Consider the following 13,508-nt stretch of genomic DNA (forward strand, 5'->3'; position numbering starts at 1 on the left):
TTCGGGGAAAGTGGACTACAACGATAAAGAGGGCCCGGCCCGAGCGGAAGGCCGTCACGAGCCGCAATCGGCGGCGACGGGCATCAGCACGGGCACAGGCCGCAGGGGAACGGGTGCAAGCGCCCGTCGCTATCCATTTTCGTATGCAGCTGCGTTGACAATCTGGGAGGCAGTAAATTGACCGAGTACGTTGTCTGGTTCGAGTCCCTCGGCATGGGAGACGTCGACCGCGTCGGCGGTAAGAACGCATCCCTCGGGGAGATGATCAGCCACCTCGCCGCAGCGGGCGTACAGGTGCCGGGAGGCTTTGCCACCACCGCTCGCGCCTATTGGGACTTCCTCGACCAGAGCGGGCTACGCGAGCGCATCAACGCCGAGCTCGACGGCCTGGACGTGGACGATGTGGAACGCCTCGCCGAGGTCGGGGCGCGTATCCGGCAGATGATCGTCGACACGCCCTTCCCCGAAGCGCTCGCCGACGAGATCACCACCGCCTACCGCGAGCTCGAGCAGCGCGTGGGCAAGGCGGAGATGTCCGTGGCCGTGCGCTCGTCCGCTACCGCCGAGGACCTGCCGGACGCCTCCTTCGCCGGCCAGCAGGAGACCTTCCTCAACGTTCGCGGCCTGGACAACGTCCTCGTCGCCATCAAGGACGTGTTCGCCTCGCTATTCAACGACCGCGCCATCTCCTACCGCGTCCACAAGGGCTTTGCCCACGAGCAGGTCGCGCTGTCGGCGGGCATTCAGCAGATGGTGCGCTCCGATCGTGGCGCGGCGGGCGTGATGTTCACCATGGACACCGAGTCGGGTTTCCGCGAGGTGGTGTTCATTACGTCCTCCTACGGCCTCGGCGAGACCGTGGTGCAGGGCTCGGTGAACCCGGACGAGTTCTACGTGCACAAGCCCACCCTCGATGCCGGGCGCCCGGCGATTCTGCGCCGCATCCTCGGGGGCAAGGCCATCAAGATGGTCTACAGCGATGAAGCCGGGCACGGCAAGTCGGTCCAGACCGTGGAAGTCGACGACGCCGACCGCAACCGCTATTCCCTCACCGACGAGGACGTGGAGAGTCTCGCGCGCCAGGCGCTCATCATCGAAAAGCACTACGGCCGTCCCATGGACATCGAGTGGGGCAAGGACGGCGAGACCGGCCGCCTGTATATCCTCCAGGCACGCCCGGAAACGGTGAAAAGCCGGGACGGCAGCCAGGTGCTGCAGCGCTATCATCTCAAGGAGCGCGGGCGGGTGATCACCACCGGCCGTGCCATCGGCCAGCGCATCGGCGCCGGGCGCGCCCGGGTGGTGGACAGCATCGACGACATGCACCGGGTCGAGGCCGGCGACGTGCTCATCACCGACATGACGGACCCGGACTGGGAACCGATCATGAAACGCGCCGCCGCCATCGTCACCAACCGCGGCGGGCGCACCTGCCACGCGGCGATCATCGCCCGCGAGCTGGGCATTCCCGCGGTCGTGGGCGCCGGCGACGCCACCGAGTCCATCACCGACGCCCAGGACGTCACCGTCTCCTGCGCCGAGGGCGATACCGGTTACATCTACGAGGGCAAGCGCGACTTCGAGGTCAAGGAAATCAGCCTCACCGACATGCCGGAGCTGCCGTTCAAGATCATGATGAACGTCGGCAACCCGGATCGCGCCTTCGACTTCGCCCATCTGCCCAATGCCGGCATCGGCCTCGCGCGGCTGGAATTCATCATCAACCGCATGATCGGCATCCACCCGCGCGCGCTGCTGGAGTTCGACCAGCAGACACCGGACATGCAGGGCGTCATCCGCAACCAGATGAGCGGCTACGACGACCCGGTGCAGTTCTACATCGACAAGCTCGCCGAGGGTATATCGACGCTCGCCGCCGCGTTCTACGACAAGCCGGTCATCGTTCGCCTGTCGGACTTCAAGTCCAACGAGTACGCCAACCTCATCGCCGGCACGCAGTACGAGCCCGACGAGGAGAACCCGATGATCGGGTTCCGGGGCGCCTCGCGCTACATCTCCGAGGACTTCCGCCCCTGCTTCGAGCTCGAGTGCAAGGCGCTTAAGAAAGTGCGCGACGAGATGGGGCTCGACAACGTCTGGATCATGGTGCCGTTCGTGCGCACCGTTGACGAAGGCCGGCAGGTCGTGCAGCTGCTCGAGGACAACGGCCTGAAGAAGGGCGAGAACGGCCTCAAGATCATCATGATGTGCGAGGTGCCCTCCAACGCCGTGCTCGCCGACGAGTTCCTCGAAGTCTTCGACGGCTACTCCATCGGCTCCAACGACCTCACCCAGCTTACCCTGGGCCTCGACCGGGATTCGGGCCTCGTGGCCGAGCGCTTCGACGAGCGCGACCCGGCGGTCAAAGCGATGCTGCACATGGCCATCCAGGCGGCCCGGAACAAGGGCAAGTACGTGGGCATCTGCGGCCAGGGGCCGTCGGACCACCCCGATCTCGCCCGCTGGCTCATGGACGAGGGCATCGAGAGCGTCTCGCTGAACCCGGACACGGTGGTCGAGACGTGGCTCTTCCTCGCGGGCGAGGAAGCCCCGGCGGACTGAGCCCCGGGAACAGCAGGAAAGCGGCGCTGGCCTGACGGATCAGCGCCGCTTTCGTTATCGAGCCCTGCTCACCACGACGCCTACCGCCATGGCTCACCGGGACCGCTAGGCGATATGCGCACCGCGGGTGTTGACGTAGACCGCGTAGAGTGACTGGCTGGCGGTCATGAACAACCGGTTACGCTTGGCGCCGCCGAAGCAGAGGTTGGCGCAGATCTCCGGCAACCGGATCTGTCCGATGCGCGCCCCGTCCGGGGCGAAGATATGCACGCCATCGTAACCCTCACCGACCCAGCCGGCGCTGGACCAGATATTGCCATCCTCGTCCGCACGTATGCCGTCAGCCACACCGGAACGGCCATCGAGCTCCATATCGGCGAAAGTGCGCGGATTGTTCAGGCGAGCGCCGTCCACGTCGAACTGCCATATGATATTCCTGGCTTCCGGGTAGTGGGACGTGCCCGAATCCGCCACGTAGAGCGTCTTGTAATCGGGCGAGAAGCACAACCCGTTCGGCTTGAAAGGCTCGTCGGCGACCTTGGCCACCTTGCCGCTGTTTGGATCGATTCGATAGATCGCCTCCTTTTGAAACGGCTGCACGGAATCGGTATCGACCTTGTGCCCTTCGTAGGCGACGAGACTGCCGTAGCCCGGATCCGTGAACCAGATTGCGCCGTCCGGGTGCACCACCACGTCGTTCGGCGCGTTCAGTGACTGTCCGTCGAAGCGATCGGCCAGAACGGTCGTGCTGCCGTCGTGCTCATAGCGCACCACCCGACGGGCCGCGTGCTCACAGGCGATCTGGCGTCCCTGATAGTCGAAAGTGTTGCCGTTGCTGTTACCGGACGGAGAACGGAAACGCCGGCCGATGTGGCCGTCTTCCTCCAGCAGGCGCAGTTGCTCGTTATTGGGGATGTCGCTCCAGACCAGGTACCGTCCAACCGCGTTCCAGGCGGGTCCCTCGGCCCAGAGGTTTCCATGGTAGATACGCTGAATCGACGCGTTGCCGAGCTTCGCCTCGAAGCGCTCGTCCAACGCCACGATGTCGGGGTCGGGATATCGTACCGGCGCGGCGTCGGGGCCGAAATTGCGCGCAAACGCCGTGCCCTGCATGCCGGTCACGGCCGCCATGCCCGCGGCGGCCTTCAGGAAGGTTCGCCGGTCGATACCGGCACGCCCACCGTCTTCCGTTCTCCCTGTAGGGTCGCCGCCATTCGCGAGATCCGCGGCCCCACGTCCCTGAACGTGTCGCATGGCTCCTCCTCGATTGTCCGAAAGTACATTCTGGTTCTATCGCGCGGGCCGCGCCCCGCAGAGGGACTGCCCGCACGGTGGCATCCTACCCTTACGCAGCGGCAACCCGCCACCCTGCACCGCCAGGCACAGTCGATACGGGGGCACGTCGCAACTGCGGTGGCTAGTGGCTCGTCCCGCGCACGTAATGCGTCTTGTTCCAGACGTTGTACTTGCCCGAGGGCTTTTTCATCGGCAACCGCGCGACCTCTTCCAATGTCTCGGCATCGTAGACGACAAGCGCACCGTCCTCCGCCCAGACACTCACCAGCGCATACTGACCGTCCCGGGTGAATTCCACGTGGGCGGCCGTCTTGTCCGGCGCCGGGCGCAGCGTCTTCACGATTTCCAGCGTCTGCTTGTCGATGACATGGAGCGCGTCACGGTGCGGGCCGAAAAACACATCGGTCCACACGTAGGGCGTGTCGTCGTGGCTGCGCAGGAAGAACCCCGGCCCGAGCGTTTCGATACGCTTGATTACGGACCAGTTCCGCGTGTCGATGACGGTGAGCACGCCTTCCTTCAGGTTGGGTGTGGCCATGACCTCGCGGCCCTGATGGTCCCAGGTGATCCCCGAGCCGAGATGCGGCAGCCCCGGGACATCCAGGGCAGCGACGGGCTTGCCCACGGTGAGGTTGACCACCTGGCCACCACCGTCCCGGGAGGCCCCCACGACGTGCTCGTATTCCGGGTCGAAGAAGAAGTCGTCGAGATACCCCGCGACCCGGATGCGGCGGACGGGAAACCGGCGTTCGTCCAGGGGCGGCTTTTCGCCGGATTCGCGCCGGTAGTCGTGCATGATGCCGCGATAGACGGGCAACGCCTCGGCCTCGTCGTCGTAGGGGATTTCCCAGACTTCCGGGATATCCTTGAGGGCGGCGATGAAGCTGTGCCGCGGCGGTGCGGTATAGACCGCACTCACCCGCGAGGTACGTCCCTCGCCGTCGCGCACCGGAATGACCTGCAGCACCGACAGATCCCCGGCATCAAGCACCACCAGCGTGTGCGGCAGATAGTTGGCCACTGCAAGCAAGCGCCCGTCGGCGGAAACGGCAATGTTGCGGCTGTTCACGCCGGCACGTACTTCCACCACCTTTCGCAGGTTGTAGAGATCGTACTTCGTCACCCAGCCGTCCCGGGACATGAAGTACGCGAAGCGCCCGTCGGGGGAATACTTCACCCCGCCGTGAAGGGCGAAACGGGTCGAAAACCGCGCGATGGGCTCGAACCGGTCGCCGTCGAGCACCGTAATGGCGTGATCGCCCTTCTCCACCACCAGGAAGACGTTCATGGGATCGGCGTCGAAGACCGGACGATCCGGCAGATCCATGGCCCCGTCGTGGACGACCCGGCTGCTCTCGATCTCCGCCTCGTTCCATTCCGGCACGCTCGCCGGCGCCGTGTAGATGTAATCCACCAGGGCCGCGACATCCGCCTCGTCGAGCCGGTCACCGAATGCGGGCATTTGCGTCGCCGGCCGGCCGTCGGTGATGACGGCGTTGGCCTCCGCCGGACGTAGACGGCGAAGATTCGCGGGCAGCAACGCCGGCCCGGTCCCCCCGAGACGGTTCGCCCCGTGGCAGCTGGCGCAATGCTCGCGATAGAGCTCACCGCCGTTCCCGGCGGCCGCGGGGTGCACCATTGCCATAACAACCATCGCGGCGACCGCCGCCAGTCGGGTCCATGCCCTCATGCTTCCCCCAATGCCTCGGTTCACGTTCGGTGAGCGCTACACCGCGGCCAGTGTTTCGCCGGTGCACTCGGCAAGGCTGCCGAACCAGTCCAGACGCTCCCGCAGCCGCACCACCTCACCAATGATCGCGAGCGTCGGCGGCCGCACGCCCGCTTGCTCGGCGAGCGTCGGCAGGGTCTGCAACGCTCCAGTGACGACGCGCTGGTCGTCGAGAGTCCCGCGTTGGATGACCGCCGCCGGGTGACTCGCCGGCAACCCGCGGGCAATCAGCTCGTCACACAGCAGTGCCAGTCCACCGAGGCCCATGTAGACGACCACCGTGTGCTCGGGCTGCACCAGCGCGTCCCAGGGCAGATCCAGCGTGCCGTCCTTGAGATGTCCGGTAACCAGCGTGCACGCGTGCGCGTAGTCCCGATGCGTCAGCGGGATCCCGGTGTAAGCCGAGCACCCCAGTGCGGCAGTGATACCCGGCACCACTTCGAACGCGACGCCCGCCGCCTTGAGTGTGTCGATCTCCTCGCCACCGCGCCCGAACACGAACGGATCGCCGCCCTTCAGGCGCACCACACGTTGTCCCTGGCGGGCGAAATCCACCAGCAAGGCGTTGATACGGGCCTGGGGCAATGCATGGCGGCTCGCGGCCTTGCCCACGTAGATGCGCTGCGCGGCCGGCGGCACCCATTCCAGCAGCGCCGGTGCCACCAGCCTGTCATAGAGCACCGCATCGGCCCTGGCCAGCACCTCCCGCGCCCGCAGAGTCAGCAACCCCGGATCGCCGGGGCCGGCACCGACGAGGTAGACGCGCCCGGATCCTACCGTGCGGTGGAGGCCTTCGGGCACCCGTTCGGTGCGCAACGGCAGCGTCACTGTCGAGTGTTCCGTGCAACCCAGGGCATGAACCAGCACACCGCGCCGGTCCGCGGCGTCGATGACGGTCTGGTTGAAGTCACGGGAATCCGACGCCGCCACCGCCAGATGGCAACCGTCGAAGTCGGCGTCACGAAGCTCGCGGGTGTGCAGCGTCCAGCGCCGTCTCGCGGCCGCCGCCGCCAGACTCGCCCGCACCGCGGGTGCCACGAGCGAGACGCCCGCGCCATGATCGTCCAGCCATTCGGCGTAGCGCCGGGCATCGTCGCCGTTGCCGACCACGAGCGCCGTGCGACCTGCCAGGTTGAGTGTCGCCGCGATGCCGTTCATGCGCGCTGTCCCTCCATGCAGGCGGTGGCTGCAGGCACGCCCGGGCCGATCTCGGAATCGGTGAGATAGCACCCCGGATCCTCCGCCCAGAGATCCCCGCTGAGCTGCCAGGCACGAACCCGTGTGTTGCCGCCGCAGATGTCGCGGTAGGCACAGGCACCGCACCGGCCGGTGAGCGGCCGGGGGCGCTGGCGCAAGCCACCCAGCACCGGGTCGGTCTCATCGCGCCAGATCTCGGAGAACGGGCGCTGGCGCACGTTGCCCAGGTTGTGGTGCCACCAGAACGTATCCGGATGCACGTTCCCCAGGTTGTCGATATTGGCGATGTTGATGCCCGAGGAATTGCCGCCCCACTGCCGCAGCAGCTCCGCCACGTGGTACACGGACTCGGGAAAGCGCTCAGCGACCCACTGCAGCAGGTAAACGCCATCGGCATCGTTGTTGCCGGTAACGTAATCCCGCGGGCGGCCGGCGCGCAGATCGGCCAGACAACGCTCGAAGAGCATGTCCAGCGCCCATCGGGTGCGCTCACCGGCGGCGTCGCCGCGGCGGTTCTTGTTGCCCCGGCCTGCGTAGTTGAGGTGCGAGAGGTAGAACTTGTCCACGCCCTCCGCGTCCATCACGTCGAGAAGGCCCGGGAAGTCCTGGGCGTTCTCGGCGGTGAGCGTATAGCGCATACCCACTTTCACGCCGTTTTCCCGGCACAGGCGGATGGCCTTCATGGATGCATCGAAGGCGCCGTCTAACCGCCGGAAGCGGTCATGCGTCTCACCCAGTCCGTCCAGGCTGATGCCGACGTAGTCGAAGCCCACGTCCCGGAGCACCGCGATGTTCGCCTCATCGATCAGCGTGCCGTTGGTCGACAATCCCACGAAGAACCCCAGGTCCTTGGCACGCCGGGAAATGTCGACGATGTCCGGGCGCATGAGGGGTTCACCGCCGGAGAGGATGAGCACGGGCACACCGAAGGCCCTGAGGTCATCCATGACCGCATACACCTCGGCGGTGGAAAGCTCGCCCTTGAAATCGATATTCGCGGAGGTGGAATAGCAGTGCTTGCAAGCCAGATTGCACCGGCGAATGAGGTTCCAGATGACCACGGGTCCGCTCGGGGCCCGGCTCGGCGGTACCGAGCCGGGCTCGAGCGCTGCCTGCAGATAACGGCTGATTCGAAACATGAGTGCCCCCACGCGTTGCGGCCGCCACGCCTGCTCGGCCGCCTTCCTCGGCCCGGGTCATTCCCCGGGGCTTTTCGGTCACTGTGACACGGGCGACGAACGCTTCGATTGACCCGTATCAATCCGCAGCCCCGCCTTCTTGAGCAGACGGCGGCTGTAGAGCACGTCGCGCGCGCCCACGGCATCGCCGAGCACCGCGGCCACGCGCTCGATATGTGCCTCCACGTCGCCGCGGGTGTGCCCATGCACCATCGCGAACAGGTTGTACGGCCAGTGCGGGCGATGCCGCGGCCGGCGGTAGCAATGAGAAACGCAGTCCAGCGCGCCGACCGCCGCGCCGAGGTCGTCGACGCAGTGGTCGTCGACGTCCCACACGGTCATGGCATTGGCGCGGTAGCCGAGCGCGTAATGGTTGGGGATGACGCCTATGCGTCGGATGACGCCGCTGGCGAGCATGGCCTGCATGCGCGTCATGACGAGTTCCGGGGCGATACCGAGACGCTCGGCAATCGCGTGATACGGCCTCGGCACCAACGGCAGGCCGGTCTGCGTGGCCTCGATGATGCGGCGGTCGAGCTCGTCGATGGCCGGACGCGGCTCGCTCATGCCTCGATCCTCAAACCGATGTAGTACTCCCGCTCCTTGGGCATGTCGTAGACGGGCATTCCCGTCTCGTATTCGATCTCGTCGAGCACGGCGGGTAGCCGCTGCGGATCATCGACGCATACGACGAACCACAGGTTGAGACGATGAGTTCGTTCGTAGTTGTGAGCGACCTCGGGCCGGGCATTGATCCGGGCGGCGACACCATCGACGTGCTCGTCGGGCACGGCCATGGCGGCGAGCGTCACGGCGCCGCCCATCCGTTCGGCGTTGTACAACGGCCCGAAACGGCTGAGTACGCCCTCGTCCAGCAACCGCCGGATACGCTCGACGAGCTCGGCCTCGGTGATGCCGAGAGTCGCGGCTGCGGCCGCGTAAGGGGCCTCGCACACCGGGAATCCGCCCTGCAGCTCGTTGACGATGCGCCGGTCAAGCGGCTCCATGGGCAACGGCCTCCGGAAATCGGTAGCGTGCGCCGCGCTGTTTGAAACAGCGGCGGCTGAACAACAGATCATGGCCGCGTGCGGCATCCCCGGCCACGGTCGCCAGTACCCGCGCCTGGGAGGTCACGCGCTCGCGGCTGCGGCCGTGAATCATGCAGAAGAGGTTGTACGGCCACTCGGGCAGGCGCCGCGGCCGCCGGTAACACAAGGTGACGAACGGATGGCCGGCGAACGCCCGCCCCACCTCCGCCACCTCAGTGTCCGGCACATCCCAGACCACCATCGCGTTGGCGCGATAGCCGAGCTCGCGATGCCGCACCACGACCCCGAAACGCGCCAGCACGCCGTGGGCCTGCCAGCGCCGCAGCGTCGCGAGCACCCGGTCCTCGGTAAGCGCGGCGCCGGCCGCAAGACGCGCGAAAGGCCGTGGGACCAGCGGCAAACCACCCTGCACGGCCGCCACCAGTGCCCCCTCCCCGGGGCCCGGCCGGTAAACCGGTATCGGCGGTTGCGCGGCGGGCCTGGAGGCGTCGACGCCGTCCACGGGAAAACCCAGGTCGATGTGATAGGCCTCCAGCATCGGCAGATCCAGCACGGGAAGTCCCGTCTGCGCCCTCACGCCCGCCAGCGCCTTGGCCACCGCCGTGCGATCGGGGCCCGTCGCCACGAACCACAGATTGAAACGGTGCTCGCGTTCGTAGTTGTGATTGACTGCAGGCAGCGCACTGACTTTGGCGGCTACGGCATCCAGACGCGCCGAGGGCACGGCCATCGCCGCCAGGGTGCTGGCGCCGACAGTACCGGGCCGGAACACCGGCCCCACCCGGGAGGCCACGCCGCGCCCGATGAGCTCACGAAGCGCTTCCAGAACGCCGGTTTCAGTCGTTCCCAGGTGTCGCGCCATTTCGCGAAACGGGCGCGGCGACAAGGGCAGCCCGTTCTGATATGAGGCGAGTACCGCCCGGGCGTGCGCCGAGAGTCCGTCGATTTCGCCGCCCATCGCGCTACAGCCCGACCCGGCCGGCACGGTCGGTGAAGAAGATGCCGCTGGGCTTGTTCGCGGGCAGCTCCGCGAGCACCTCGCGGGTTCGCGTGTCGTAGACCTGTACGCGGTCCTCGTCGCGCACCGACACCCACACGTGCTCGCCCCGTGGCGTGAACTCCATGTGCAGCACGCCCTTGCCCGGTTCGAGGGTATCAGCGACCGCCAGCGACTCGACGTCGATGATCTGCACCGTATCGTTGTCGGGGAAAGCGAAATTCACCCAGACCTCGCGGCCATCCGGGCGCGCCATGACGAAGACCGGCTGACCGTGAACCGGGATTCGCGTCACCTCCTGCCAGTCGTGACGATTCACCACGAGCACTTCGTGGCGCCCCACCGCCGGGAGCAGCGCGTAGTCGCCGGCCATGGCCCAGCCTTCCAGATGGGGCATCTTGTACACGGGCAGGCGTTCCTCGCCGCGGCCGTAGTGGTCCAGGATGCGCCGTACCCCGCGCTCCGGATGCCACAGATCCACCAGCGCGAGCCCGTCCTCGCCGAACAACCCCGCCACGTAGTAGCGGCCGTCGGGGGTAATCAGGGCATCGTAGGGCTGACGACCCACCTCCCGGAGCCGGGTTATCTCGGGGGTATCGCCGGCGCTGAAGTCGGCGATCCAGATCTCGCCGGCATCGAAGAGGCTGAACACGAACCGGTTGCCCGGCGCATCCACCAGGCCGACGACCTTGGAACGTTCGCCGTCGGCAGTGACGGCGGGAATATCGGCCACCGGCTCCAATGTCCGGGCATCGAACACGCGCACACCACCCGGCTCGTAGTTGGATACCGCCACGAGCCGGCCATCCTGGGAGATGGCTCCACCGATGCTGTTGCCGGACTGCACCACGCGGGCGACGACGCGCCGCCGAAGCAGATCCACCTTGCTCAAGCCGCCGTCGCGGCCGAAGACGAATGCATGGCGCTCGTCCTGCGAGAACACCACCGAGGCGTGCGAGAGGTCGCCGAGCCCCGGGACGACGTCCAGTACCTCCCTCGCCGACGTGTCCACAACGGCGAGCGCGCCATCGGCCCGCTCCACCACCACCCCCAGATCGCCGGTGCCGCGCAACGCCGTTCCCGGCACGGTGCAGCCGGCCATCAGCGCCAGCGCGACCAGCACGGCCAGCGCCCGAATCCGTGCCGGGGGCAGGATGCCTGGCGACCGTCCGTATTGACTCCGGTAAGCTCCGCTCATGCCTGATCCTTGTGTGTGACTCATCGATCCTGGAGAAAACGGCCCTGACGCAGGGACTCCACGACCCAGCGAATCTCGTCATCCGTGAGAAATGGCTCCCAGGGCGGCATCGCCGTGCCCGGCCGGCCATGCTTGATGGTCGCCTCCAGACCGGCGGACGCTCTCCCTTGCAGGGCCCGGGGCGTCAGCGCCGGGCCCAGGCCGCCGCGCAGGCGCAGCCCGTGACACGATCCGCAATCCTGGCGGACCAGGTGGGCGATCTCGGCGCGGCGCTCAGCCGGCGGTTGCGCGTGCGCGGTGACCACAACGAGCAACGCGGCGACCGCTGCCATGCGCCAGCGATGCGCCACGCCCGTGTCGTCATCTCGTCTGGTGGGCACCCGGAACATCCTTCGTCCTCGCCGGTCCGGGGGCGGCGATACCGCCCCCTCTCGCAGCAGTTGGGTCAGTACACGTCGTGCTGGGTGTTGTAGACGTTGAACTTGCCCGTCGGGGTGACCAGCCAGTCGCCCTTGATCACCTTCTTGAGCTCCAACGTCTCGTCGTCCACCACGACGATGGCCGACGCCTGCTCCTGGCCGTTCCACACGGAGAACCAGACCTCATCCCCGGCCTTGTTGAACTCGGGATGAACCACGCGTTGCGGCCCTTCATCGATACCGGCCCACTTCGCGATGGGCAGAACCTCGTAACCCTCGTCGAGGTTGTTGATATCGAATACGGCCACCGACTGCGAGACCTCCTCGGTCGGATGCAGCGGGGTGTCCACGTACAGATGGTTGGACTCGGGGTGGGTCTTCACGAACAGTGAACCACCGCCCTGCCCCTCCAGGACATCCACCGCCTGCCAGGCATTGTCCGGATGGTCTTTCGGGTCGGTGCCGATGAGCGTGATGTCGGCGTTGCCAAGTGCACTGGTCGCCCAGACGGGGCCGTATTCGGGATGGACGAAGTTCGCACCGCGCCCGGGATGCGGAATCTTCTTCGCGTCCACGAGCGCTTCCATCTCCCGATCCTTGGAGTCCACCACCGCAATCTTGTTGGACTGGTTGGCCGCGGTCAGGAAGTATCGCTTGGTCTGATCCCAGCCGCCGTCGTGGAGGAAGCGGGCGGCATCCAGCATGGCGACTTCCAGGTTGTCCAGGTCGGTGTAATCCACCAGCCAGATCTTGCCCGTTTCCTTGACGTTGACGATGAATTCCGGATGCTCGTGGGAGGCCACGATCGCCGCCACGCGCGGCTCCGGGTGGTACTCTTGGGTGTCCACGGTCATGCCCCGGGTGGAGACGATCTTCAACGGCTCCAGCGTATCGCCGTCCATGACCACGAACTGCGGCGGCCAGTACGTGCCGGCGATGGCGTATTTGTCCTCCCAGCCCGGGTACTTGGAGGTTTCCACTGAACGCGCCTCGAGGCCGGTGTCGATCTCGGCGACGGTCCGCGGCGTCTCCATCCACAGGTCGATGAGGGTGATCTTCGCGTCCCGGCCGATGACGAACAGGTAACGTCCCGAGGCCGACATCCGCGAGATATGCACCGCGTAGCCGGTGTCGATGGTGGTGACCAGTTCCTTGCTGTGACCGTCGATCAGCGCGATCTGCCCGGCATCACGCAGCGTTACCGAGAACAGGTTGCCGAGATCGAGATCGTTGGCCTGCTCGGTGGGCCGCTCCTGCGGCGGCACCAGCACGTTCCAGGTCGCCTTCATGTCCTCCAGGGAGAACTCCGGCGGCTCGGGTGGCGGATGCTGCAGGAACTTGGCCATCGTCTCGATTTCGGCGTCGCTTAGCTCGCCGGACGTCCCCCAGTTCGGCATGCCCGCGGGCGACCCGAAGTTGATGAACGTCTTCAGGTACTCGGTACCCCGCTCCTGGGTGATATCGGTGGTCAGGGGCTTGCCCGTTGCACCTTTGCGCAATACGCCATGGCAACCGGCGCAACGCTCGAAATAAATCTGCTTGGCCTTCCCGAACTCGGCTTCCGTCATGGCCGGTGCACCAGGCGATGTGACCATCTTGGCATCCGGCTCGGACTGCGGTGTGCCCATATAGCTCATTTCGCCCTTGCTGGTGTCCGGATGCCCGGAAGACTCTCCGGCCTCGTCCCCGGCCGCGGTAGCGGCCAGGGACGTTCCCAGCAGGAAAGCCGTCACCGCTGCGGAGACGAGCGTCGGTTTTTGCGGGCGTGTTGTTGTCATCGCGATCCCCCGTGGAACGAAGTGTCACCAGTTGGCGTATGTCTACGGCTCTATGCGCAGCGCCCTGTGTATACATTTTTCGGTGTTGCGTTCACTGACGCTTTG

The 13,508-nt window shown here is 66.4% G+C and carries 11 protein-coding genes; 1 reads left to right on the forward strand and 10 read right to left on the reverse strand.

Features of this window, described 5'->3' with window-relative positions; all coding sequences use genetic code 11:
• Window positions 1–177 precede the first annotated feature (177 nt).
• Window positions 178–2,562 carry a phosphoenolpyruvate synthase gene (ppsA, locus tag ACPEES_RS01315; protein WP_435100156.1) on the forward strand — a complete coding sequence of 795 codons (2,385 nt, stop codon included), beginning with the start codon at window positions 178–180 and terminating at the stop codon, window positions 2,560–2,562.
• A gap of 105 nt (window positions 2,563–2,667) precedes the next feature.
• Here ppsA and ACPEES_RS01320 read toward each other — a convergent pair whose 3' ends face one another.
• From ACPEES_RS01320 to ACPEES_RS01365, 10 genes are all read right to left on the reverse strand, one after another.
• Window positions 2,668–3,816 (reverse strand): SMP-30/gluconolactonase/LRE family protein, encoded by a 1,149-nt coding sequence (locus ACPEES_RS01320; protein ID WP_435100159.1) that lies wholly within the window; start codon window positions 3,814–3,816, stop codon window positions 2,668–2,670.
• Window positions 3,817–3,979: 163 nt separating this feature from the next.
• Window positions 3,980–5,548, reverse strand: a complete 1,569-nt coding sequence (locus ACPEES_RS01325; RefSeq protein ID WP_435100162.1) for a cytochrome D1 domain-containing protein — start codon at window positions 5,546–5,548, stop codon at window positions 3,980–3,982.
• A 36-nt stretch (window positions 5,549–5,584) separates the two neighbouring features.
• The gene (gene cobA / locus ACPEES_RS01330; protein WP_435100165.1) at window positions 5,585–6,745 is read right to left on the reverse strand and encodes a uroporphyrinogen-III C-methyltransferase; all 1,161 of its coding nucleotides are present in this window, start codon (window positions 6,743–6,745) and stop codon (window positions 5,585–5,587) included.
• Entirely contained in the window at window positions 6,742–7,923 is a 1,182-nt protein-coding gene (nirJ, locus tag ACPEES_RS01335) for a heme d1 biosynthesis radical SAM protein NirJ (RefSeq protein ID WP_435100168.1), read from the reverse strand. Before nirJ ends, cobA begins: the two co-directional genes overlap by 4 nt.
• 78 nt (window positions 7,924–8,001) lie before the next feature.
• On the reverse strand, window positions 8,002–8,529 hold the full coding sequence (gene ahbB / locus ACPEES_RS01340; protein WP_435100171.1) for a siroheme decarboxylase subunit beta: 528 nt from the start codon (window positions 8,527–8,529) through the stop codon (window positions 8,002–8,004).
• Window positions 8,526–8,969 carry an AsnC family transcriptional regulator gene (locus tag ACPEES_RS01345; RefSeq protein ID WP_435100174.1) on the reverse strand — a complete coding sequence of 148 codons (444 nt, stop codon included), beginning with the start codon at window positions 8,967–8,969 and terminating at the stop codon, window positions 8,526–8,528. The genes ahbB (ACPEES_RS01340) and ACPEES_RS01345 overlap by 4 nt, the downstream gene beginning before the upstream one ends.
• Window positions 8,956–9,969, reverse strand: a complete 1,014-nt coding sequence (gene ahbB, locus ACPEES_RS01350) for a siroheme decarboxylase subunit beta (protein ID WP_435100177.1) — start codon at window positions 9,967–9,969, stop codon at window positions 8,956–8,958. Before ahbB (ACPEES_RS01350) ends, ACPEES_RS01345 begins: the two co-directional genes overlap by 14 nt.
• A 4-nt stretch (window positions 9,970–9,973) precedes the next feature.
• Complete coding sequence (locus ACPEES_RS01355; RefSeq protein WP_435100182.1) at window positions 9,974–11,206, reverse strand: cytochrome D1 domain-containing protein; 1,233 nt, start codon at window positions 11,204–11,206, stop codon at window positions 9,974–9,976.
• A 20-nt stretch (window positions 11,207–11,226) separates the two neighbouring features.
• Window positions 11,227–11,586: a c-type cytochrome gene (locus ACPEES_RS01360; protein ID WP_435100184.1), complete on the reverse strand. Its 360-nt coding sequence runs from the start codon at window positions 11,584–11,586 to the stop codon at window positions 11,227–11,229.
• A 65-nt stretch (window positions 11,587–11,651) separates the two neighbouring features.
• Window positions 11,652–13,403 carry a cytochrome D1 domain-containing protein gene (locus ACPEES_RS01365; RefSeq protein WP_435100186.1) on the reverse strand — a complete coding sequence of 584 codons (1,752 nt, stop codon included), beginning with the start codon at window positions 13,401–13,403 and terminating at the stop codon, window positions 11,652–11,654.
• Between the last annotated feature and the right edge of the window lie 105 nt (window positions 13,404–13,508).

This window comes from Arhodomonas sp. AD133 (assembly GCF_051195215.1).
Lineage (GTDB): Bacteria > Pseudomonadota > Gammaproteobacteria > Nitrococcales > Nitrococcaceae > Arhodomonas.